The organism is Stenotrophomonas sp. 86156_Sma, assembly GCF_056481625.1.
Genome location: NZ_CM151157.1, coordinates 2,805,324 through 2,828,248, shown reverse-complemented (window position 1 = coordinate 2,828,248; position 22,925 = coordinate 2,805,324). Strand labels below are relative to the sequence as shown.

The following is a 22,925-nucleotide window of genomic DNA, read 5'->3' as shown; positions in this document are numbered from 1 at the left end:
GCACCGTAGATCCACGCCATGCGTGGATGCGACCCGGCCGCCAGGCATGGCCCGGTAGGTGTCCACCTTGGTGGGCACGCGGCGACGCGCCCACCAAGGTGGGCGACTACCTACACCATCCCGCCATTGGCGCGCAGCACCTGGCCGTTGATCCACCCGCCATCGGCACCGGCCAGGAAGGCCACCGCACCGGCGATGTCCTCCGGCGTACCCAACCGTTCCAGGGGATTCATCTTCGCCAACCGCTCGATCAGTTCCGGTGACTTGCCCTCCAGGAACAGGTCGGTGGCGGTCGGGCCGGGAGCTACTGTGTTCACGGTGATGTTGCGCCCACGCAGCTCCTTGCTGAGGATCGCTGCCATCGTTTCCACCGCCGCCTTGCTGGCCGCGTACACGCTGTAGTTCTCCAGCCTGATGCCGACCACGCTGGTGGACAGGCTGATCAGGCGGCCGCCGTCGCGCACCCGTCGCGCGCTCTCGCGCAGCACGTTGAAAGCGCCTTTCAGGTTGATCCCGATCACCCGCTCGAACAAGGCATCGTCGCTGTCGGCCAGCGGCGCCAACTGCAGCACGCCGGCACTGTTCACCACTACGTCGATACCGCCGAAGCGCGCCTCGATGGCGTCGAACAGCTGGCGCACCGCCTGCGGGTCCGCCACATCGGCCTGCAGCGCGACGGCGTGTGCGCCAGTGGCCGTGAGTTCGGCGGCCAGTGCTTCGGCGTAATCGCGGCGGCCGGCGTAGTTGATCGCCACGGCATGGCCGTCGGCGGCCAGGCGGCGCGAAATGGCCGCGCCGATGCCACGGGAACCGCCGGTGACCAGGGCGACGCGGCGGGCGGAGGAGGTGGGCATGGTCGGTTCCAGCAGGACACGCCGGAGTGGCGCAGTGCCATCTTCGCCATCTCATCAGTTCGGATAATCATGCATAATCCGCCAACATAATCCGGATTGCCGAACATTGGACCGATTCACGGCCATGCGTGCCTTCGTCCGTATCGTCGAGCGCCGCAGCTTCACCCGTGCCTCCGAGGACCTCGGCCTGCCGCGGGCCACGGTGACCGATGCGATCAAGGCGCTGGAGAATCGGCTGGGCGTGCGCCTGCTGCACCGGACCACGCGGCTGGTGGTGCCCACCCTGGAAGGCGAGGCGTTCTATGGGCGTTGCCTGCGCCTGATCGCCGACATGGACGATGCCGAAGCCGCGTTCCGTGACGTGCCGCCGCGTGGCCCGCTGCGCATCGAAGTGCATGGCACACTGGGCCGGCATCTGTTGTTTCCGCATCTGCCGGACTTCCTGCAGCATTACCCCGAGATCGAACTGGAGGTCAGCGAAGGCGACCGCTATGTTGACCTGCTGCGCGAAGGCGTGGATGCGGCGTTGCGGGTGGGGACGCTGGCCGACAGCGATCTGGCGGCGCGCCGGTTGACCATGCTGCGGGAAGTTACGGTGGCCGCACCGGGTTATGTGCAGGCGCACGGTGTGCCCGAGACCATCGAATCACTGGAGCAAGGCCACCAGATGGTCGGCTATCGCTCCAGCGCCACCGGCCAGCTGATTCCGCTTGAGTTCCAGCAGGGTGGGCAGGTGCGCTATGTGCCGCTGCCCGCGCGGGTGAGGGTTTCCGGCGCGGACGCATTCCTTGGTGCCGCCTTGGCGGGTCTCGGCATCATCCAGGCACCGAGCTACCGGATGGACCCCTACATCGCGCGCGGGCAGCTGGTCGAGCTGTTGCCGGACGCGCCGCCGACACCGAGTCCACTGAGCCTGGTCTACCCCCGCAACCGCACACCGTCGCCGCGGCTGCGGGTGTTCATCGACTGGGTGGCCGGGGTGTTCGACCAGATGAGGTAGTGCCGGCCGCTGGCCGGCAACTGCAACACGCGTGATGTGCCAAGGTTGCCGGCCAGCGGCCGGCACTACCGGGCTGATGCGCTTGGCAGCACCAGCTCGAACACGGTGCCGGTTTCATCGGAGGTCACGCTTACCGTTCCGCCATGCGCCTGTGCAATCGCACGGGTGATCGCCAGGCCCAGTCCGGCACCTTCGTGGCGGCCACGCTCGCCGCGATAGAAGCGATCGAACAGGCGCGGCAGTGCTGCTTCGGCAATCGGCGGGCCGAGGTTGTGCACGCGGACCCTGCACATGCCATCGGCCTCGACCAGCTGCACCCGCACCTCGCTGCCCACGGCTGCGTGCTTCAACGCGTTGGACAGCAGATTGCCGATCGCCCTGTGCAGCATCAGACGGTTGCCTTCCACGCTCGCCACGCCGTCGCGGCGCAGGGTCAATTGCCGGTCCTCGGCCAGCAGGTCATAGAACTCCAGCAGCGAATCCACCACCCCATCCAGTGCCACCGGCTCGCGCGAAGGCAGTGCGCCCGGCGCCTCGGCCTGCGCCAGATACAGCAGGTCACCCACGGTCTGCGCCAACTGCTGCAGCTCCTCGGCGCACGAGGCCAGCGTCTCGCGGTAGGCCTCGTTGCTGCGCGGGTGGGCCAGCACCACCTGTACCTGGGTCAGCATGTTGGTGATCGGCGTGCGCAGCTCATGGGCCAGATCACCAGAGAACTCAGTCAGGCGCGCGAAGTCCTGCTGCAGGCGCGCCAGCATGCCGTTGAGTGTCTGTGCCAGCTGTTCCAGTTCGGCCGGTGCCGTGCGCGCGCTCAGACGCCGCTGCAATCGACCGGCGGTGATCTGCCGGGCTTCATCGGCCAACGTGCGCAGCGGTCGCAGCGTGCGTCGCACTACGTAGCCGCCGAGCAGGCTGCTGGCCACGGCGGCGCCGATGATGGCGATCGCCAGAAGATGGCGGAAGCGTTGCAGGAAATCGGCATGGCGGTCGTCATCGATGGCCAGCAGGGTGACCAGCTGGCTGCCGTCGGCCAGGGTCTGCCGCAGGTGCAGGGCATGCATGCAGCGACCATCGTCGAGAATCCAGTCGTGCCGCCGTGGCGCGGCGTCGATGGGCTGGCTGCGTGCGTGCTCGCGCAGCAGTGCCGGTGCGGTCGAGAACAGCACGGCTCCGTGGCCATTGACGATGTGGAAGGCGATATCGGGATGATGGCTGAGCGCCTCTGCCAACCGCGGGCCGCGTGCGGCGGCGGGCCCATTGCCAGCAATATCGCGGATCAACGCAACCTTGTTCTCCAGTTCGATGAAGTCCTGGGCAACAAGGTCATGGCGGGCACTGACATAGATCGCCACGCCCAGTGCGGCCAGCACCAGCGTGGCCACGATGGCGAACAGCAGCGTCAGCCGCACCGCGATGGAACGGCGGAGGCTCATCCGTTGCTCACAGCGCCGTCGTCTGGTGCTTCGAGCACGTAGCCCATGCCGCGCACGGTGACGATCAGCTTGGCGTCGAAGTCATCGTCGATCTTCGCGCGCAGGCGGCGGATCGCCACGTCGATCACATTGGTGTCGCTGTCGAAGTTCATGTCCCACACCTGCGAGGCGATCAACGAGCGCGGCAGTACTTCACCGCGCCGCCGCGCCAGAAGTTCCAGCAGGGTGTACTCCTTCTGGCTGAGCGCGATGCGCTGGCCGCCACGCTCCACCCGGCGGCGCTGGGTATCCACCACCAGGTCGGCGACGACGATGCGTTCGGCCTGCGGCAGCGCCTGGCCACGGCGCAGCAGCGTGCGCACGCGTGCCAGCAGCTCGGCGAAGGCGAACGGCTTGCCCAGGTAATCATCGGCCCCAAGCTCCAGGCCCTGCACGCGGTCGGCGATGCTGCTGCGCGCGGTCAGGAACAGTACCGGCACCTGCCAGCCGGCCTCGCGCAGCCGCGACAGCACATTCCAGCCATCCAGACCGGGCAGCATCACATCGAGAATGACCAGCTGGTACTCGCCGCTACCGGCCAGGTGCAGCCCGTCGACGCCGTTGCAGGCGAGATCGACCACGTAGCCGGCCTCGATCAGGCCCTGGCGCAGGTAGTTGCCGGTCTTGGGTTCGTCTTCGACGATCAGCAGTTTCATGATGCGCCCATCATCGCAGCTTGGGCGTGGGCTGGCTGCGCAGTCTCATGCCAGCGGATCCAGCGTGCCGAGAATCGCGACACAGGCCAGCACCAGCACGGCCAGTACCGATTCGCAGGCCAGGCTGTGGCGCAGTGAACGCAGCGGCCTGGGCTGCCAGCCACCCCGGATGGAGACCGCCAGCGCCGGCACCAGCCGCCAGCGATGCAGCGCGGCCAGGCCCAGCATGCCACCCACCAGTGCCAGCTTGAGCAGCAGCCAGCGTCCATGCGCGGCGCCGGTCAGGGTCTGTATGGAACCGCCGAGATCGACATAGGTATAGGTGCCGGTCATCGCCAGCAGGGCGACGATGATCGTGCCGGGCACGGCGAAGCCGTGCGCGGCCTGCCATAGTTCGTGGGTGCGTTCGCGCAGGCGCAGGCCCTGGCGGCGCAGTGCCAGCTGCACGATGGCGGCGATCGCACCGATCCAGGCGCCGGCCGCCAGCAGGTGCACGATGCCGGCAGCAAGACGCAGCCTGCCAGCGATCCCATCGCCAGCAGCGGCGTGGCCGTTCCAGGCGAGGCTGGCCAGGGTCACCGCCGAGAGTGCCAGCAGTGCAGGACGGCGCAGGCCCTGCACCGGGCGATTGACTGCCAGCAGCGGCAGCATCGCCAGCAGGGCCAGGATGCGCAGCAGTCCCGCCTCGCCCACCGGCGTACCGGTAAGAAACCAGCGCGCTGTCTCGCCATCGATGTCGACCGGTGATATGCCAAGCACGCCGGACAATCGGGTCACCGCATCGATGCCGACCAGCACCAGTGCCACAAAAGTGAGGCCCAGCGAGACGCTGCGCGGCAGTCCGGGGCGGACGAACAGCATCCGCCCGAACAGCAGCATCAGGGCCAGATACAGCGCCAGCCGCAGCGCATACGGCGAAAGCTCGGCCACAGCAGCGGCCTTACTTCACGGTGAAGCGGTAGGTGCCGGTGATCGGATGGCTGTCCTGGCCGACCGCGCGCCACTGCAGCGCGTAACTGCCGGCGGGCAGCGGCTTGGCAAAGCGCGCGCGCAGGGTGTGGCCGTCCTCGGAGATCTCCTGCGCCGTGGTTGGCATCGCCATCTTCATGCGGCCGTGGTCCATGCTCAGTTCGATGCGGGTGGCACGCGGCATCACCTTCTCACTGAACTGCAGCTCGATCTGGCTGGCCGGGGCCACGGTGGCATCGGCCGCTGGCGTCGAACGCACCAGGCTGGGATGGGCCAGCGCCAGCGGCGCGGCCGAAAGGCCGGACAGCAGCAGGGCGAGCGGGGCGACGCGGAACAGGGAGCGGGTCATATGCGGATCACCGATGAGGAAGTGGCCTGCAGGGTGACGTCCACCGCCTTTCGAGGCCCTGACCTGGACATTACCAGTTCGTAATGTTGGCGGCCGGCACTACCGGGCCCGTGACTGCGCGATCCATGCTGACGGCGAACAACCGACCACACGCCGGAACGCCGCGCTGAACTTGCTGGGATTGGCGTAGCCACTGGCCAGCGCAACCTCGGTGACGCTGCATCCCTGGGCCAGTGCCCCGCGTGCCCATCGCATGCGGCGTCGGGTCAGGAACGCATAGGGCGGCAGGCCGGTGGCGGCGCGCAGCGCTCGACCGAAGGTGGACGGTTCCATCTGCACCGCAGCGGCCAACTGTGCGACCTCAAGAGGCTGGCCGTGCTGTGCATCGATGTAGGCCTCTAGCTGCTGCAGCCGCCGCGTGGACAGTGCCGTGTCCCTGCCGCGTTCCGTGCAGGCAAGCCCGGCAAGCTGACCCAGGCGGTGCAGCAGCACCTGCGCGCCATGCTCGAGGAAGCCGGGCAGGCAAACATCAGCCTGCGCGCTGCACCACAGCGCCTGCAGCACCGAAGTAATCACCGGGTCGTGGTGCAGCCGCGCCGCCAGCGGCTGCAGCTGTTGCAACTGCTGCGGATCCTGCGGATGCAGGTGGGTATCGATGGCGATGCCGAGCAGATCGACCGCGGGGCTGGCATAGGTGCCGGTGTCTCCCGGCAGCACCAGATTGAACTGGCCGGGCCGCCACGGCGCCTGCAGAAGACCGCTGAGGGTGCGCTGCTGCAGCCGACCGCCGCCGCCCACGGCCAGGCCCAGGCGCAGTTGCTGCGGATGTCCCATCTCACCTTCGCTGGCATCGAATCGATGACGCAGCAGCACCGCCGCACCATCGTCGCTGGCGTAGGCCGCAGGGGCCTGCGACCGGGTTTCCTGCAGCAGCTGGTCGGCGAGGGCGGGCATCACGGATCCGGGAATGGAGCGGCGCTGCCGGAAATGGAGTGGCGGCAGGGCTCTAATGTTACAGGATAACACTCTTGTCCCGCGCTGCTGCCGCCCGCGCGTCCGCCACTCCATCCGTCGAGGTTCCCGCTTTGAAGTCGTCCACGCCTGCTGCCGCGCTCATCGCAGCATCCCTGCTCGTTCCTGCCTTGCCCGCCCTTGCCCAGCAGGCCGACCCGGCCACGCTCGACGGTGTCCGCGTCACCGGTTCCAAGCGCGATACCCCTTACCTGAAGAGCGATCTGTCGGTGACGGTGCTCGACAGGCAGGCCCTGAAGGAAGCGGGCGTCACCGAGTTCCGTGACCTCGACAAGCTCGCGCCCAACGTGAAGTTCAACGCAATGGGGCAGCTCAGCAACATGTTCATCTCGATCCGCGGCATCGAGTCCAATCCATTCCTGGTCAATCGTGCCTCGGTCTACATCGATGGCATTCCGTTCCGCGAGCTGAGCAATGCCGTGCTCAACCAGGTCGAGTCGGTGGAGGTGCTGCGCGGCCCGCAGGGCACGCTGTACGGCGCCAACAGCGAATCCGGCCTGGTACTGGTGCGCACACGCGGCCCGGCTGATGCACGCGAGGGCGAGATCAATGTGCGCAGCACCTGGTTCGGCAACGGCAATGGCACCGCTCTCGATGGCTTCCTGGCAGGGCCGCTGAACAAGACGGGCAGCCTGTCCGGCTCGGTGGCGTTCATGGGCTCCGATGAGGACGCCTACCTGAAGAACCTCACACCTTCCGGTGCGCGCGGCAAGGTCGGCGAAGGCTACCTCCAGGGCAAGCTGCGCTGGCGGCCGAGCGACTACGTTTCGGTGAACGCGCTGGCCTATCACCTGCGCACCCGCGCGCCGGGCATGTTCGAGTATGAATACCTGCCGCTGGATACCGGCCTCTACAACCGCACCTACGGCACATCGCTCAATGGCGGCCGCCGTGCCGGTGACTTCACCTACATCAACGATACCCCCAAGCGCACCGAAAAGGACGAAACGGTGGCCGGCCTCAGTGCGCAGTGGCAGCTGCAGGCCGGTACGCTGGACGTGGCCGCTTCCTGGCGGGACGAGGAGGTGACCTCGGCCGGCTACGACTTCGACATGACCAACAGCCCGGCATTGGCCGGCCGCATCTACGACAGGAAGAAGGAATGGACGGCCGAGGCGCGCTTCAGCTCGCCCAGCGACCAGGCGCTGACCTGGATGGCCGGTGTGTCGACCTACCGCAACAGCAAGGATTCGATCCTGGGCACTTTCGTCGGACCGGCGCTGCATGGGCTGGACAGCTACAACCTGGCGCCGCGGCAGACCTCCAAGGGCGAGGACTACAGCGTCTTCGCCACCGCCAGCTACACCTTCCCGGCGTTGCCGAAGCTGACCGCCAGCGCCGGCCTGCGCCATGAGCAGGCACGGCGCTCCACCGAACAGCGCGCCGGTGCGCTGGACCTGGGCGCCGGTGGCCGCGTGCTGTATCGCGATGCCGCATTGGCGCACACCTTCTCGGCCACGTTGCCGCGGGTGTCGCTGCGCTACGACGCCACTGACGACCTGTCCTTCTACGCGGCCTCGGCCAAGGGCTATATTCCGGGTGGCTTCAATCTGGCCGCGGCGCAGAGCGATGTGGTCAACGACAAGGTACTGCGCTACGAATCCGAGCGCATGTGGAGCCATGAGCTGGGCTTCAAGATGAACCTGGCCGGCGGCCGTGGCCACATCGGCGGCGCGCTGTTCCACATCACCTCGGACAACTGGCAGGAAATCCAGGTGGCCACCGATGGCAACGGCCGCCCGATCTCGTCGGACTACGTGGGTTCGGATGCCTCGATCCGTTCGCGCGGTGCCGAGCTGGAGGGCGTGTTCGAAGTGCTGCCCGGTTTCACCCTGATGGCGAATGTGGGCTACGTCGATGCGAAGTACACCAGGTTGTGGGTCAGCGTGGACCAGAACCTGGATGGCAAGCGGGTCAAGCTGACCCCTCACTACACTGGCTATCTGGCGGCGCGCTATCAGTTCGACTCCGGCATCCATGCACGGCTGGAATCGCAGTTCACCGGCTCCAGTGCACTGGATGAACGCAACCGCGCGTTCCAGCCCGCAGTGGCCGTGCTCGGTGCGCAGCTGGGCTACGAGACCGGGCCGTGGAGCGCGCGGGTGTTCGTACAGAACCTGACCAACAAGCGCCGCATCAATGGCCTGATCTTCGACAACCTGGCCTTCGGGCGCGACGGCAACTATTACGGCCCGGTCGACAGCCCGCGCATCTTCGGCGCGGAAGTGGGTTACCGCTTCTGAGGAGGCGGGCCGCGCGCCGGCCAGCGGCCGGCGCTACCGGTCCAACGAAACGGTAGTGCCGGCCGCTGGCCGGCATCTTCGGAACGCTACCTGTGGCCGTGCAATGCCCGCCGGTTGCCGATGTGCGCGCATGCCAGCAGCACGCCACCGCAGGCGGTGGCCACGCCATGCCAGAGCAGCGATTCCTTCAAAGGCAGGTACAGCGACGCTGACACCAGCAGGATCGCGCCAACCACGGCCAGCCGCACCGGCAGCCAGCGCCCATGCCGGTGCAGCCCGGCCGTGGTACTGGCCAGCGCCAACGTTGAGGCCATCAATGCGAACAACCATTCCCAGCGCGACATCATCAACAGCAGCGTCATCACGCCGTGGCCGGGGTGCTGGAACGAGCGCAGCGCCATCATTGCCGCCGGCACGAAGGCCAGCAGCAGGGGCAGGGCGATGCAATGGGCGGCGCAGGCCAGCGACAGCCAGGCACCGGCCAGATCGAAACGGGGATGCCAGCGTGCCGAAGTTGGCGGCTGGGCCAGGGCCCTTGCGGGGGTCGGGGGGATGTGGTCCATTATGTTACATAGTAACAATTGGAGTCTCCCCCATGAAGCTTCCTGCTGCTCTTTTCCTGCTGCTGGCTGCCAACGCGGCCCAGGCACACGATGTACGCCAGCACGCGCCACACGTGCACGGCCAGGCCACCGTTGATCTCGCACTCGACCAGGGAACGCTGGAGTTCGCCCTGCAGGCGCCGGGTATCGGCATTCTTGATTTCGAGCGGCCGCCCGCCAACGCGACCGAGCAGGCGGCACTGTCGCGCGCCACGGCATTGCTGAAGGGCGGCAGCTGGGTGACCCTGCCCACCGCCGCCAACTGCCGCCTGGCCAGCAGTGACGCCAGTGCCGAAGGCTTCGCTGCGACCGCCGCTGTGCCAGCGGCCGGGCAGCATCGCCACGCCGGTTTCACTGCCAACCTGCAGTATCGCTGCACGAATCCGAGTGCACTGCGCGCCCTGGTCGTGCGCCTGCCGGTGCTGTTCCCCGGGTTGCACGAAGTCATCGTCAACAGTGCGACGGCCAACGGCCAGGACCGCAGCGTGCTGAGTGCCGACAACCTGCGCGTGGTGCTGGCGCCGTGAGCACGCCAGCGGTGATCGCCCTGGAGGATGTGCAGTTCGGCTACGCAACACGCCTGGTGCTGGATATCCCGCAGCTGCTGATAGAGCAGGGCAGCAGCGTGCTGTTGCGTGGAGTGAGCGGGGGCGGCAAGAGCACCTTGCTCGGCCTGCTGGCCGGCGTCCTGCTACCCGGCAGGGGGCGCGTCGAAGTGGCGGGTCACGCGCTGCAGATGATGCAGGGTGCCGCGCGCGATCGCTTCCGTGCCGATCACCTGGGCGTGATCTTCCAGCAGTTCAACCTGCTGCCGTTCCTCAGCGTGCGCGACAACATCGCGCTTGGCCTGCGCTTTTCTCCGGTGCGCAGTGAGCGCATCAGCGGGCCGCTGGACGACGAGATCCTGCGCCTGCTGGAAGCGCTGCAGCTGGATCCGGCGTTGTCCAAGCGTGCGGCCGGTACCCTGAGTGTCGGCCAGCAGCAACGCGTGGCCGCCGCACGCGCCTTGATCGGCCGCCCCGCAGTACTGCTGGCCGACGAGCCGACTTCGGCGCTGGATCGCCAAGCTGCGACCGCCTTCCTGCAGCTGATGTCCGCACAGTGCCGGGCCGCCGGTACCACGGTTCTGGTGGTCAGCCACGATGAAAGCCTGCAGCCCTTGTTCGACCGCACCATCGCGGTGTCGCAGATCAATCACGCAGGTGGCACTCATGCTTGAGCTTGCCTGGGCCAGCCTGCGCAGCCGCGCATTGAGCGTCAGCCTCACCGTGCTGGTGATCACCCTCAGCGTGGTGCTGCTGCTCGGTGTTGAGCGCGTGCGCACGCAGGCGCATGAAGGTTTTGCCAGCACCATCTCAGGCACGGACCTGATCGTCGGTGCCCGCTCCGGGCCGGTGAACCTGCTGCTGTATTCGGTGTTCCACATCGGCGACCCGACCAACAACGTATCCTGGCAGTCCTACCAGGAGCTGTCCTCGCTGCCGCAGGTGAAGTGGGCGGTGCCACTGTCGCTGGGCGATTCGTGGCGCGGCTACCGGGTGGTCGGCACCAGTGGCGGCTATTTCGAGCACTACCGCTACGGCGCGGGGCATGCGCTGGCATTTGCGCAGGGGCGGCCGTTCGACGATCTGTACGACGCCGTGATCGGCGCAGAGGTGGCGCACGCGCAGAAGGTCGGCATCGGCGATGAGATCGTGCTGGCGCACGGCACCGGCGCGGTCACGCTGGCAACGCATGCCGACAAGCCGTTCCGTGTGGCCGGCATCCTGCAGCGCACCGGCACGCCGGTCGACTCCTCGGTGCTGGTCTCGCTGCCGGCCATCGAGGCGATCCACGTCGACTGGCGCTCCGGCGTGCAGCTGCGCAGCCAGAGCGTCAGCGCCGAGCAGGCGCGCCATCTGGACCTGACCCCGACCAGCATCACCGCCTTCATGCTTGGCCTGAATTCGCGCATCGCCACGTTCCCGGTACAGCGCAGGATCAACGAGTATCCGGATGAGGCGATGCTGGCGATCCTGCCCGGCGTGACCCTGCAGCAGCTGTGGCAGTCACTGGGCACCGCCGAGCGGGCACTGCAGCTGATCAGTGCGATGGTGGTGCTGCTGGGCATGGTCTCGCTGGTGGCGCTGCTGGTCTCGACCCTGCAGGAGCGCCGGCGCGAGATGGCGGTGCTGCGTGCCATCGGTGCACGCCCTGGCTATATCGCCAGCCTGCTGGTGGTGGAGGCGGTGGCGACCAGCGCGCTTTCCTGCGTGCTCGCACTGGCCGCACTGGTGGTGGCCAGCCTGGCCGGGCGTGGCTGGGCGCTGGCCTGCTTCGGCCTGCCGATCACCCACATCTGGCCGGATGGCCGCGAACTGGCGTGGGTGGCGGGTATGCTGGCGATCAGCGCGGTGGCCGGCCTGGTACCGGCGCTGCTGGCCTATCGGCGCACGCTGGCCGATGGCCTGTCACCCGGGGGCTGAGCATGCGCTGGTTGCCGCTGTTGCCAATGTTGCTGGTGCTGACCGCCTGCGAACGCCCGGTCGATACCGGCGTGCAGGCGCTGCCACCGTCACCGGTGGTCGATCGCGATGCCCCGGCAGCTGCCGAGGAACAGGAACTGGACTGGTTGCAGATGATGCCGAAGGAAGAACTGGCGGCGCTGGAGCGGGGCGAGGGGCCGGAGGTCGAGCACAACGGCAACCGGCGCATGCCGCAGTTCGGTACGTTCCGCACCGTGGACACCGTATTGCAGCGGCCGGTGCGCTTGCCGGGTTACGTGGTGCCGCTGGCCAACGCGCAGGACGGGCGGCTGACCGAATTCCTGTTCGTGCCGTACTACGGCGCCTGCATCCATGTGCCGCCGCCACCGCCGAACCAGATCGTGCACGTGGTGCTGCCGCGCCCGATCGAGATGCCGGACATGTATTCGCCGTTCTTCCTGGCCGGTACCCTGCGTGCCGAACGGCTGGACGATGATCTGGCCGGCTCCGCCTACACCATGCGCGATGCGCAGCTGAGGCCGTATGAACCGTAGCGTCCTGATCGGACTGACCTGCTGCCTGGGCCTGTTGGGGTGTACGCAGGCGGGTGGGGGAGCCACCATCGGCGCCGCAGCACCGGCACAGCCGGCCACGACCGAGGCACCCATCGACCGCTGGGATGCACTGCGGCCCGACGAAGTGACCTACCAGCGTCCGCCGCCGCAGATCGGCCTGTCACGCAATGGCATGGACGGGGTGGGCGGGCTGATCGACGACACCGGCTCGGGCACGCCACCGGGACAGGAGATCGACCATTCCAGCCCGGATCGCGCCAAGCAGTTCGGCTCTTCGCAGGTGGTCGATGCCGCCGATGGCCGCGCCGTTGACCTGGATGGCTACGTGGTGCCGCTAGGCACCAACGACGCGGGACTGGTCGAGGAACTGTTGTTCGTGCCGTTCTACGGGGCCTGCATCCATGTGCCGCCACCGCCACCGAACCAGATCATCCATGTGACCCTGGCCACGCCGATCGCACTGGGAGACCTGTGGGACCCATACCGGCTTGCCGGCCGCCTGCAGGTCAAGCGTTTCGATGCGGATATCGCCAGCGCGTCCTACGACGCCGCAGCGGCGACGCTGACGGCGATCCACAACTGATGCGTGCGCGCTGGATCATCGCTGTGGTGGTGTTGGCGGCAGCAGGCGTGGCGCTGGCGGTGTGCTGGCAGCAGCGCGCCGTAGTCCCGGAGCCTCCGGCGGTCGCGTTTCCGGCACCGGCAGCCGATGCCAGCCAGCGCATCGAACAACGCCTCGGCGAAGACCACGCCTTTCGCAATGATGTGCTGTTCCTGCTGGCGGCAACGTTGCGCGACCGCTGCCAGCCGGCACAGACGGGGCTGCTGGCGCGCATGGCCAATCGTGCATCGTTGCCGGTGTTGGCGGCGGTCAGTGCGGTGACCCAGCAGGATCCAACGCTGGACCGGCCGATCTACCAGTACATCCAGCATCGTGCAGACGCCACGCGTTGTGGCCAGCCGCTGCAGATGCCGTTGGCCGGTGGGCGCAGCATGCAGGTGGACATCGAACAGTACGCGCGCACCTTCCCGGACAGCTATTTCGATCCGCTGCGCAGCAGCGAACCGCGTGATTTCGGCGGCCTGTCGCTGCAGCAGCGGGCCGGTAACGCCTGCAACAGCGTGGTGTATTCGGTGTTGCCGCTGGGTGGCACCGATTGGCGATGCAGCAGCCTGCGCGCCAATGCGCGTGCGCGGGTGCGTGGGCTGTGCGAGGACGAACTGCGGCGCCAGCATGGGGGAACGGGCGGGGAACTGGACATGGCCGTGGGGCAGGGCATGCAGGGTGCGGTGGTGTCGGCGATTGCCGCGCTGCCGGAAGACTGCCGATAAGCGTTTACCAGTAGAGCCAGGCCATGCCTGGCTGGCGGTTCAGCCAAGCAGACTTGCCCCTACAGACCCTGAACTGGTGGATTCCGAAAGTCATAACTATACAGGACATCCGGTATAGTTATGACCGTATTCCACCCCCACCAGGTTCTCCCATGGCTTTGTCCCAGCCCCTGGCCGGTGCTCCGGCCCTGTCGCGTGCCCGTCGCTGGGCGCTGTTGTTCACCGTCGCCGCCGGCCTGCTGCTGGTTACGCTCGACAACTCCGTGCTCTACACCGCACTGCCCACCCTCACCGAGGAACTCTCGGCCAGTGCCGGCCAGGCACTGTGGATCATCAACGCCTATCCGCTGGTGATGGCCGGCCTGCTGCTGGGCGCGGGCACGCTGGGCGACCGCATCGGCCACCGCCGCATGTTCCTGATCGGCCTGGTGGTGTTCGGCATCGCCTCGCTGGCAGCGGCGTTCGCTGGTACAGCGGCGCAGCTGATTGCCGCGCGCGCGTTCCTGGCGATCGGCGCGGCCGCGATGATGCCGGCCACGTTGGCGTTGATCGGCCTGAGCTTCCACGAAGAGCGCGAGCGCAACATTGCCATCGCGATCTGGGGCTCGGTGGCCATCGTCGGTGCAGCGCTGGGTCCGATCATCGGCGGCTGGCTGCTGCAGCACTTCTGGTGGGGCTCGGTGTTCCTGATCAACGTGCCGGTGGTGGTGGTCGCATTCGTGGCCACGCTGCTGCTGGCACCGGAAGGCCAGCGCGATACCTCGCGGCCGTGGGATCTGGTGTCTTCGTTGCTGGCATTGGCGGCGCTGTCCGGCCTGGTGCTGGCGATCAAGTCACTGATCGCTACGCCGCCGTCGTATGCGCTGGGCGCAGGCGCGCTGCTGCTGGCCGTCGTCACTGGCGCGGCGTTCGCACGTCGCCAGCAGCAGTTGCCGTACCCGTTGCTGGACTTCGCGATCTTCCGCAATCCGGCGTTCCTGGCCGGCACGCTGTCGGCGGTGTTCACCCTGTTCGCGATGGCCGGCCTGCAGCTGGTTACCACCCAGCGTTTCCAGCTGGTGGCGGGCTTCACACCGCTGCAGGCAGGCCTGCTGGTATCGGTGGCGGCGCTGGGCAGCCTGCCGAGTGCACTGCTGGGCGGCAGCATCCTGCACCGCGTGGGCCTGCGTCCGCTGATCTGTGGTGGCCTGGCGGCTGGCGCCGTGGGTGTCGGTGTTGTGGCGTTCGGCTTCCCGCACGGCCTCGGCTGGGTGGTGGCGGGCATGGCGATCACCGGTTTCGGCATGGGCTCGGCCATCTCGGTGGCGTCCACTGCCATCCTCAACAACGTACCGGCGCACCGCGCGGGCATGGCCTCGTCGGTGGAAGAGGTGTCCTACGAGTTTGGTGGCCTGCTCGCGGTGGCGATGCTGGGCAGCCTGAGTGCGGCAATGTACGGTGCCTTCCTGCCGGTCTCGGCGGACATGCCCGAGCTTGCCCGAGAGGGCTTCACGCAGGCGCTGCATGCCGCACGCGAAAGCGGGCAGGGCGAGTGGTTCGCGCTGGCTGCGGCCGCATATGACCGTGGCTACCAGATCGTGCTGCTGGTGATCACGGTGGTGCTGGCAGTGGGTGCGGCGATCATCGCGCGCCTGCTGCGGGGGCGCGTCGGTGGCCGCGAGGGTGCGGCCGATCGCGTAAAATGACGCGATGAGAACCAGCAAGCGCGACCGCATCCTCGACGCCGCCGTCAACGTGATCAATCGTGACGGCGTGCGCGCGGTGACCTTCGAGTCGGTGGCCGCCGAGGCCAAGCTGACCCGTGGCGGCCTGCTGTACCACTTCCCGTCGCGCGAGGCACTGCTGCGCGGCATCGACGAGCACCTGGTGCAGGCCTGGGAGACGTCGATGGAATCGCTGCTGGGCAAGCGTGCGGAGGAAGCATCGGCGCTGGAGCGCTACCAGACCTTCGTGCGCGTCTCGGCACAGAGCGCCACCCGTGCCGAACTGATGTTCATGCTCGAATCGGCCGACCCTGATGCTGACGAGCGTCCTTGGGGCCCGGCGGTCCGGCGTTGGGCGCCGTTGCCGCCGTCGGCCGGGCAGAATGACCCGGCCGCGCTCGACAATTTCGTGGCACGGCTGGCCGCCGATGGCCTGTGGATCTACGAGGCGATGTACGAAGGGCAGCTGGATGAAGGCGTGCGCGCCCAGGTGGCCGAGCGCATCGCCGGGCTGCTGGCGAAGCCCGACGGGTCACCGCCCTTGTAGAGTCGAGCCATGCTCGACTGCTCTTCGCTCTGACCACGAAATCCCGCGCTTCGCGCGATAGTCGACCAGCGGTCGACTCTACCCCTCATCCATTTACCCAGCCTGCGCTGCGCTCGCCGCCAACCACGCCCTGGGCGACGCCCCCAACCGCTTGCGGAACGCCTTCGACAACGACGCGGTATCGGCAAACCCCACCTCGATCGCCACCTGCTTGACCGCCACACCTGCCCGCAGCTGCGCGCAGGCCAGGCTCAGCCGCCAGTCGAGCAGATAGCTTGCCGGCGTCGCCTGCATCACCTCCTTGAACACGGCTGCGAACGCGCTACGCGACATGCCGGCGGTCGACGCCATGCGCGGCAGCGTCCATTCGTCCTGCGGCGCCTGGTGCATCGCCACCAGCGTGCGTGCCAGCCGCGCGTCGGACAGCCCGCGCATCAGCCCGTGGCTGACCCCGGCCGCATCGGGATGATCGACCACCCAGCGCAGGATCTGGATCAGCGCCACCTCGAACAGCCGGTTGGTCAGCAGCCGCGAACCGCAGCGTTGGCGGTCGGCCTCGGTGAACAGCAGATGCAGGGTGTCGTCCAGTTCGCTGATCGCGGCCAGCGGCACCACCATCACCGGCGGTAGCGACTGCACGATAGGGTTGCGCGCGCCACCATCGAAGTCGAGCGTGGCGCAGGTGAAGTCGGGGCCATCCAGCGGCGCATTGAAGAACACATGATGCAGCGGCTGCGGGTACAGCAGCAGGCTCGGGGTGTCGATCTTCAACCGCGGCAGCGCGGTATCGCCATCGGGATGGCGGACCTCCATCTCACCCTGGCGCAGGATGTGCAGGAACGCACGACCGGGCTGCGGCTCGAAGACATGGCGCCCGCACAGCGGACCGCTGTGGAACAGCGCGGCCTGCACCCGGAAGCGTTCCAGCAGAGAGGAGAGGCGGTCGGGCGCGGTGGTGTCGAGGGAAATGCTCATGGACGTATGGACAAAAAATGTGGCTTCTGCGGCCTGATTCGTCCAATAAGTCTACCTAGGATGAGCGGGTCGTCCAATCCCGGGCGCTTTCCCAAGGAGATCCACCATGTCCCGTGTCCCCCTGATCGATGCCGCCAACACCACCGCCGACCGCCAGGCCCTGCTGGGCCAGGTCCACGCCGCGTTCGGCGCCACTCCGGCCATGTTCCGCGCGGTGGCCAACTCGCCGGCCGCGCTGCAGAGCATGTGGGGCTCGTTCGGCGCACTGGGCGGCGGTCGCCTGTCGCCGCTGCTGGGCGAGCAGATCGCCGTCGCCATCGCCAACCGCAATGCCTGCGAATACTGCCTGGCCGCGCACACGGCGCTGGGTCGCAAGGCCGGCGCCAGCAGCGAGCAGATGGCCGCCGCGCAGATCGGCCAGTCCAGTGATCCGGCCACTTCGGCGGCGCTCGACTTCGCGCTGAAGGTAGTTGAGCAGCGTGCACAGATCACCGACGGTGATGTGCAGGCGTTGCGCGCAGCCGGCTTCGATGACGAGCAGATCGTCGAGATCCTCGCCCATGTGGCGCTCAACCTGTTCACCAACTACGTCAACGTGGCGTTCGACGTGCAGGTGGACTTCCCGAAGGTGGCGCTGCGCTGAGGTACGGTCTGGCCCGGGTGGCAATGGGCCGCCCGGGCCGGTCGAAATGGAGCAGACGGGGTGGTCGGCGCTACCTGTCGTCCGCCTGCAGCCGCTCGGGGTGCGTATACACATTGAACCCGCTCTCCCGCGCGAATCCGACCAGGCACAGTCCGGCACTGCGGGCCAGGTCGATCGCCAGCGCGGTCGGCGCCGACACCGCTGCCAGCACGCTGGCACCCGCACGTATCGCCTTGCTGACCATCTCATAGCTGGCGCGGCTGGAAATCACCAGCAACCCACCGTCGATGGCGTGCTCGTTGTGATGCAGGGCGCCGATCAGTTTGTCCAGCGCGTTGTGACGGCCCACATCCTCGCGCACCCAGCCGATGCGCCCACTGGCATCGGCCCAGGCCGCGGCGTGCGTCGATCCACTCACCGCATTCATCGGCTGATGCTGCGCCAGCGTGGCCAGCGCCCGCTGCAACGCGGCATGAGGATAGGTGCGGCGCTCGCGGATCTGCGGCAGCGGGCGCAGCACATCCTCCAGCTGGCGCGTGCCGCACAGGCCGCAGCCACCGCGACCGGGCAGCAGGCGGCCATTGGCCGGATCCAGATCGGCACCGGGTGCGTCTTCGGAAACGGTCATCTGCAGTTCGATGCCCTCCAGCTGCGGGCGGACCTCGATCGACAGCAGTTGCGAGGGCGTATTGATCAGCCCCTCGCTGAGCGAGAAACCCAGCGCGAAGTCTTCCAGGTCGCAGGGCGTGGCCATCATCACTGCGAAGGCGGCGCCGTTGTAGCGCAGTGCAACCGGCACTTCCTCGGCCACCACGTCGACCTGCTGCTGGTGCCCCTCGCTGCGCCAGCGCTGCAACGGGCGCTGGGCCGTGCCGGCAGGCGGGGTGTGCGGCGGGGTCGAGTCAGGCATGCAGCGCGTCCGGGCAAGGGAAATACGCAGGTGGTGGACCACCCACGGCTTCGAGAATAGCGCAGTGGCCAGGCGCTGACGCGGGTGTAACCGTTGTCATGGCAGGCTGCCCTGAAAACAGCATCTGCCTCTGGCGAAGCGGCCTTGTCCGTGCTTGACTGCGGGGCTGGCCGCGCTGCAGACGCCGCATCCCGCCCATCCCGCGCCGTTGATTGTTGTGCTCCTCCCGCCAGGTTCCCGAACATGTCCGAGCAGAAGCCGCCGCGTTACAAGCCCTACAACCAGCCGGCCGGTGGCTGGGGTGCCGCCGGCGCCACGGCCAAGGTGCTGTTGCAGCAGAGTGTGATCGGCAAGGGCTCGAAGGCGCTGCTGGCGATGAACCAGCCCGGTGGCTTCAAGTGCCCCAGCTGCGCGTTCCCCGATGCCGACGAACGCAAGAAACTGGAATTCTGCGAGAACGGTGCCAAGGCGCTGGCCTGGGAAGCCACCCAGTTCCGTGCTGGCCGCGAGCTGTTCGCCCAGCACACGGTCACGGAGCTGATGGCGCAGACCGACTACTGGCTGGAGATGCAGGGCCGGCTGACCGAGCCGATGCGCTACGACGCGTCCACCGATCATTACGTGCCGTGCAGCTGGGACGAGGCGTTCGCCTTGATTGGCCGTCATCTGCAGGCGCTGGACAGCCCGCACCAGGCCGAGTTCTACACCTCCGGCCGCACGCCCAACGAAGCCGCGTTCCTGTATTCGATCTTCGTGCGCGAGTTCGGCACCAACAATTTCCCGGACTGCTCGAACATGTGCCACGAGCCGACCAGTCGCGGCCTGCCGCCGGCCATCGGCGTGGGCAAGGGCACCATCGTGCTGCAGGATTTCGAGCACGCCGAGGCGATCTTCGTGATCGGCCAGAACACCGGCACCAACTCGCCGCGGATGATGAGCAACCTGGTCGAGGCGCGCAAACGCGGCATCCCGATCGTGGCGGTCAACCCGATGCCCGAGCGTGCGCTGATCCGTTTCGCCGAACCGCAGGACATGGTGCAGATGGCCACGTTCGGTTCGACCGAGATCACCAGTGAGTTCGTGCACATCCGCATCGGCGGCGACCTGGCCCTGATCAAGGGCATGATGAAGGTGATGTTCGAGCGCGAAGCGCAGGGCGAGCGCGTGCTTGACCATGAGTTCCTGTCAGAACACACGGTGGGCCTGGAGGCGCTACGCGAAGACGTGCTGGCGCAGGACTGGGACGAGATCGTGGAGGTCTCCGGCATCACCCAGGCGCAGATCCGCCGCTGCGCCGAGATCTACATCCGCTCCAAGGCCACGGTGATCTGCTATGGCATGGGCCTGACCCAGCATCAGTATGGTTCGACCCTGCTGCAGCAGGTGGCCAACCTGCTGTTGCTGCGTGGCAACTTCGGCAAGCCCGGCGCCGGCATCGGGCCGATCCGTGGCCATTCCAACGTGCAGGGCGACCGAACCGTCGGCATCGACGAGAAACCCAAGCCGGCCTATCTGGACCGCGTGCAGCAGGTATTCGGCTTCGATCCGCCGCGCGAGCACGGTCATCACGTGGTCGAATCGATCGAGGCGATGCTGGACGGCAGCGCCAAGGTGTTCATCGGCATGGGCGGCAACTTCATCCACGCCGTGCCCGATACACCGCGCGCGTACGAGGCCATGCGTGGCCTGGAGCTGACGGTGGGCATCGCCACCAAGCTCAATCGCGGTCATCTGGTACACGGCCGCGATGCCTTGATCCTGCCGGTGGTCGCACGTTCGGAGCGCATCGTCACGCCGGCCGGTGAGCAGTTCGTCACCATCGAGGACGCGATGTCGAACGTGACCGCTTCGCGCGGCGTGCTCGAGCCGGTCAGCACGGACGTGCTCCCGGAGGTCGAGATCGTCTGCCGCATGGCGATGGCAACATTGCCGCACAGCAAGGTCGACTGGGCGGGGTGCATGCATGACTACGCACCCATCCGCGAGCTGATTGCGGCGGTGTATCCGGAGATCTACACCGGCTTCAACGAGCGGATCCAGCAGCCGCATGGCTTCCACCTGGACATTCCACCGAGCCGTCGGGTGTGGCCCACGCCCAACGGCAAGGCCAACATCCTGGTGATGCCAGGCCTGCACGTGGACGCGCCGGTGGACGACCCCGGGATGCTGCGGTTGGCCACAGTGCGCTCGCACGACCAGTACAACACCACCATCTACAGCTACAACGACCGCTACCGCGGCGTGTACAACGATCGCATGGTGCTGTTCATGAACATCGAGGACCGGCTGGCACGTGGGCTGGAGAAGGAAGCGCTGGTCAGCCTGGAGACGATCAGCGGCGACGGCGTGAACCGGCGCATCGAGGGCCTGACCGTGCTGGACTACCCGATGCCGCGCGGCGCGCTGGCCGGTTACTACCCCGAGTTGAACCCGCTGCTGCCGCTGGACTATTACGATCGGGTCAGCGGCACCCCGGCGGCCAAGTCGATTCCGGTGCGGATGCGGGCGATGGCCGAGGCGATTGCGTGATGCGTTCATCGGCTATCATCGTCCGGTGAACCTGCCTGGCCTGCTGCTGCGATGGATGCTCCTCCTTGCCCTGGTGCTGAACGCACCGGCGCTTGCGATTGCCTCATCCTCGTACGCGGCGCAGTCCAGCGCGGACCACTGCGCCGCGCCGCACTCCGCTGCCATGGCCGGGTGCTGTGACGAGGCAGCATCTACGGTCTGCCAGAGCAATGAGTGCGAATGCCCGCCGGCCAGCGTCGGCATGCTGGCCACCCTGAGCGGAACGCCGGCGTCACCCTGGCGTGAGGCGCCTTTGCCAGCCAGCGCCCAGCAACGCGCACCGCCGCCGTTGCCGGATCCGCTACGGCCTCCCATCGTGTGATTCCGTGCAGGCCTCAAGCGCCTGCCGTAGCTGCTCGACTCATTCTCGACTCTGCCTGTGCCTTCGATGCGCAGGCAGCGGGCCGCGTTGCCCGCATCTGCAAAGGAATCAACACCATGAACCGTTCTCTCTCCCTCGGTCTGCTGCTGGGCACCGTGCTGGCCAGCACCGCCTGCGCACGTGCAGCTGAAGAATCGCCTGCCGCACCGGTTGCCAGCCAAGCCCCGGCGGCACCGATCAAGGCCAGCCCGTCGCAGGTGGATCCGGCACTGCCCATTGCCATCGTGCACAAGACCGCCAGTTGCGGCTGCTGCGGTATCTGGGTCGACCACCTGAAGGCCGAAGGCTTCCAGGTGGATGTACGCAATACCGATGACATGAACCCGATCAAGGTCCGGCTGGGTGTGCCGGTCGGCAAGGCCTCCTGCCACACCGCCGAGATCGGTGGCTACGTGGTTGAAGGCCATATCCCGGCCGAGGACATCAAGCGACTGCTGGCGGAGCGGCCGGCAGCGCGCGGCCTGGTGTTGCCGGGCATGCCGGCCGGCTCGCCGGGCATGGAAATGCCGGACGGCTACGTGCAGCCGTATACCGTCGAGCTGGTGCGCACCGATGGCACCACCGAGCCGTTCGCGCAGCACGGCCAGGGCGGCTGATGGTCGGGGGTGCCGGTCGTCCTGACCGGCACCCTTCGGAGAGCCGAGCCCACCCTCGGCGTGCTCTTTGTAGAGTCGAGCCATGCTCGACTGCTCTGCTTCAGTCGAGCAAGCTCGACTCTACAGAATCAGCGGGCGCGGGCTGTTTCCTTGGCCAGCTGTGCGTCGAACTTCTGTTCGGCCGCATCCGCGTAGGCCTTGCAGGTCAGTGCCTTGGCGCTGGCCTTGCTGCCGGAGGCGTAGTCCCAGTTGCTGGCACCCGGATGAGGGGTCAGCAACACATCGCAGGGCAGCGCCCGCACCGTCGCGAAGCTGCGCCTGTAGTCCTCGATCAGGTGCGGATAACGGGGGTTGCCCTGCAGCTGGTAGCCCGGTGCACTCAGGCTGTCGGCGTAGGCGATGCGCACCGGCTTGCCCTCGCGGGTATCGCTCCAGGTCCAGGCGGTGCTGCCCGGGGTGTGTCCCGGCATGAAGTGCGCGGTGAATTCGATGCCGCCCACCTCGACCACCTCGCCATCCATCACGATGCGGTCTGCACTGGCAGGCGGGTAGGTGATGCCATCGCCGAAGTGCAGATCGTCGCTGCCACCGCGCGCCAGCAGCACCGCCGATTCGGCGTTGGCCGCTACTTTGGCGCCCGTACGGCGCTTCAGCTCCGCCACCGGCCCGGCATGGTCGGCGTGTGCGTGGCTGAGCAGGATCAACCGCAGGTCCTGCGGGGCCACGCCGCGCGCCTTCATGTTGTCCAGCAGGTGGCCGGCCATCTGTGGCATGCCACCGTCCAGCAGCACGGCGCCCTCGGAGGTCTGCACCAGCAATGCGGTCAGGTTCTCGGTGCCGATCTGCCAGGTGTGGTCAGCAATCTGCAGCGGTGCCATCGGCTGCAGCCAGGAAGCATCCACGGTGTAGGCCCGCAGCTGCGGCAGTGGTGTCTCGGCGCCACTGGCGTGCGCGATCGGGAGAGCAGTGACCAGGGCGAAGGCGAGCGGGGAAAAACGCATGGTTCACGTCCGTTTGAAGGAGGCCCAGAAACTAGCATGGGCCTCCTTCAT

23 protein-coding genes are annotated in these 22,925 nt (G+C 67.4%); 13 read left to right on the top strand and 10 right to left on the bottom strand.

What is annotated here, in order from left to right; genetic code table 11:
- Positions 1-110 precede the first annotated feature (110 nt).
- Positions 111-854: an SDR family oxidoreductase gene (locus tag ACZK33_RS13145; protein ID WP_423174268.1), complete on the bottom strand. Its 744-nt coding sequence runs from the start codon at positions 852-854 to the stop codon at positions 111-113.
- A gap of 106 nt (positions 855-960) precedes the next feature.
- Between ACZK33_RS13145 and ACZK33_RS13140 the strand changes: the two genes are divergently transcribed.
- Entirely contained in the window at positions 961-1,854 is an 894-nt protein-coding gene (locus ACZK33_RS13140; RefSeq protein ID WP_423174269.1) for a LysR family transcriptional regulator, read from the top strand.
- A gap of 65 nt (positions 1,855-1,919) precedes the next feature.
- Here ACZK33_RS13140 and ACZK33_RS13135 read toward each other — a convergent pair whose 3' ends face one another.
- From ACZK33_RS13135 to ACZK33_RS13115, 5 genes are all read right to left on the bottom strand, one after another.
- On the bottom strand, positions 1,920-3,287 hold the full coding sequence (locus ACZK33_RS13135) for a heavy metal sensor histidine kinase (RefSeq protein WP_423175527.1): 1,368 nt from the start codon (positions 3,285-3,287) through the stop codon (positions 1,920-1,922).
- Positions 3,284-3,982 carry a heavy metal response regulator transcription factor gene (locus ACZK33_RS13130; protein WP_423175529.1) on the bottom strand — a complete coding sequence of 233 codons (699 nt, stop codon included), beginning with the start codon at positions 3,980-3,982 and terminating at the stop codon, positions 3,284-3,286. Before ACZK33_RS13130 ends, ACZK33_RS13135 begins: the two co-directional genes overlap by 4 nt.
- A 45-nt stretch (positions 3,983-4,027) precedes the next feature.
- The gene (gene copD, locus ACZK33_RS13125; RefSeq protein WP_423175530.1) at positions 4,028-4,912 is read right to left on the bottom strand and encodes a copper homeostasis membrane protein CopD; all 885 of its coding nucleotides are present in this window, start codon (positions 4,910-4,912) and stop codon (positions 4,028-4,030) included.
- A gap of 10 nt (positions 4,913-4,922) precedes the next feature.
- Complete coding sequence (gene copC / locus ACZK33_RS13120; RefSeq protein WP_049399735.1) at positions 4,923-5,300, bottom strand: copper homeostasis periplasmic binding protein CopC; 378 nt, start codon at positions 5,298-5,300, stop codon at positions 4,923-4,925.
- 99 nt (positions 5,301-5,399) lie between these two features.
- Complete coding sequence (locus ACZK33_RS13115) at positions 5,400-6,254, bottom strand: helix-turn-helix domain-containing protein (RefSeq protein WP_423175531.1); 855 nt, start codon at positions 6,252-6,254, stop codon at positions 5,400-5,402.
- Positions 6,255-6,442: 188 nt separating this feature from the next.
- On the opposite strand from ACZK33_RS13115, the gene ACZK33_RS13110 reads away from it, so the two are divergent.
- A complete protein-coding gene (locus ACZK33_RS13110) occupies positions 6,443-8,575 on the top strand; it encodes a TonB-dependent receptor (RefSeq protein WP_478453444.1) in 2,133 nt (710 codons plus the stop codon).
- Between the two features lie 86 nt (positions 8,576-8,661).
- Here the strand turns inward: ACZK33_RS13110 and ACZK33_RS13105 are convergent, their stop codons facing one another.
- Complete coding sequence (locus tag ACZK33_RS13105; protein ID WP_125893594.1) at positions 8,662-9,138, bottom strand: MerC domain-containing protein; 477 nt, start codon at positions 9,136-9,138, stop codon at positions 8,662-8,664.
- A 32-nt stretch (positions 9,139-9,170) separates the two neighbouring features.
- Between ACZK33_RS13105 and ACZK33_RS13100 the strand changes: the two genes are divergently transcribed.
- The 8 genes from ACZK33_RS13100 (at position 9,171) to ACZK33_RS13065 (ending at position 15,799) form a co-directional block, all read left to right on the top strand.
- Positions 9,171-9,704: a ZrgA family zinc uptake protein gene (locus ACZK33_RS13100; protein WP_071227990.1), complete on the top strand. Its 534-nt coding sequence runs from the start codon at positions 9,171-9,173 to the stop codon at positions 9,702-9,704.
- Positions 9,701-10,396, top strand: coding sequence for an ATP-binding cassette domain-containing protein (locus ACZK33_RS13095; protein WP_423175534.1), 696 nt, complete (start codon positions 9,701-9,703; stop codon positions 10,394-10,396). Before ACZK33_RS13100 ends, ACZK33_RS13095 begins: the two co-directional genes overlap by 4 nt.
- Positions 10,389-11,642, top strand: coding sequence for an ABC transporter permease (locus ACZK33_RS13090; RefSeq protein WP_423175535.1), 1,254 nt, complete (start codon positions 10,389-10,391; stop codon positions 11,640-11,642). The genes ACZK33_RS13095 and ACZK33_RS13090 overlap by 8 nt, the downstream gene beginning before the upstream one ends.
- Positions 11,643-11,644: 2 nt before the next feature.
- On the top strand, positions 11,645-12,196 hold the full coding sequence (locus ACZK33_RS13085; protein ID WP_012511204.1) for a DUF3299 domain-containing protein: 552 nt from the start codon (positions 11,645-11,647) through the stop codon (positions 12,194-12,196).
- The gene (locus ACZK33_RS13080; RefSeq protein ID WP_423175536.1) at positions 12,186-12,800 is read left to right on the top strand and encodes a DUF3299 domain-containing protein; all 615 of its coding nucleotides are present in this window, start codon (positions 12,186-12,188) and stop codon (positions 12,798-12,800) included. The genes ACZK33_RS13085 and ACZK33_RS13080 overlap by 11 nt, the downstream gene beginning before the upstream one ends.
- Positions 12,800-13,549 carry a hypothetical protein gene (locus tag ACZK33_RS13075; RefSeq protein WP_423175538.1) on the top strand — a complete coding sequence of 250 codons (750 nt, stop codon included), beginning with the start codon at positions 12,800-12,802 and terminating at the stop codon, positions 13,547-13,549. Before ACZK33_RS13080 ends, ACZK33_RS13075 begins: the two co-directional genes overlap by 1 nt.
- A gap of 152 nt (positions 13,550-13,701) precedes the next feature.
- Complete coding sequence (locus tag ACZK33_RS13070) at positions 13,702-15,234, top strand: MFS transporter (RefSeq protein WP_423175539.1); 1,533 nt, start codon at positions 13,702-13,704, stop codon at positions 15,232-15,234.
- A gap of 4 nt (positions 15,235-15,238) precedes the next feature.
- On the top strand, positions 15,239-15,799 hold the full coding sequence (locus ACZK33_RS13065) for a TetR/AcrR family transcriptional regulator (RefSeq protein WP_423175540.1): 561 nt from the start codon (positions 15,239-15,241) through the stop codon (positions 15,797-15,799).
- Positions 15,800-15,892: 93 nt separating this feature from the next.
- Here ACZK33_RS13065 and ACZK33_RS13060 read toward each other — a convergent pair whose 3' ends face one another.
- A complete protein-coding gene (locus ACZK33_RS13060) occupies positions 15,893-16,774 on the bottom strand; it encodes an AraC family transcriptional regulator (RefSeq protein WP_423175541.1) in 882 nt (293 codons plus the stop codon).
- A 106-nt stretch (positions 16,775-16,880) separates the two neighbouring features.
- On the opposite strand from ACZK33_RS13060, the gene ACZK33_RS13055 reads away from it, so the two are divergent.
- Positions 16,881-17,417: a carboxymuconolactone decarboxylase family protein gene (locus ACZK33_RS13055; RefSeq protein WP_423175542.1), complete on the top strand. Its 537-nt coding sequence runs from the start codon at positions 16,881-16,883 to the stop codon at positions 17,415-17,417.
- A gap of 70 nt (positions 17,418-17,487) precedes the next feature.
- Here the strand turns inward: ACZK33_RS13055 and fdhD are convergent, their stop codons facing one another.
- Positions 17,488-18,327, bottom strand: coding sequence for a formate dehydrogenase accessory sulfurtransferase FdhD (fdhD, locus tag ACZK33_RS13050; RefSeq protein ID WP_032129466.1), 840 nt, complete (start codon positions 18,325-18,327; stop codon positions 17,488-17,490).
- A gap of 243 nt (positions 18,328-18,570) precedes the next feature.
- Here fdhD and ACZK33_RS13045 point away from each other — a divergent pair, with 243 nt between their 5' ends.
- Complete coding sequence (locus ACZK33_RS13045; RefSeq protein WP_423175544.1) at positions 18,571-20,856, top strand: FdhF/YdeP family oxidoreductase; 2,286 nt, start codon at positions 18,571-18,573, stop codon at positions 20,854-20,856.
- 477 nt (positions 20,857-21,333) lie between these two features.
- Entirely contained in the window at positions 21,334-21,873 is a 540-nt protein-coding gene (locus ACZK33_RS13040) for a DUF411 domain-containing protein (protein WP_423175545.1), read from the top strand.
- A 128-nt stretch (positions 21,874-22,001) separates the two neighbouring features.
- On the opposite strand, the gene blaL1 is transcribed toward ACZK33_RS13040, so the two are convergent.
- On the bottom strand, positions 22,002-22,874 hold the full coding sequence (blaL1, locus tag ACZK33_RS13035) for a L1 family subclass B3 metallo-beta-lactamase (protein ID WP_423175547.1): 873 nt from the start codon (positions 22,872-22,874) through the stop codon (positions 22,002-22,004).
- Between the last annotated feature and the right edge of the window lie 51 nt (positions 22,875-22,925).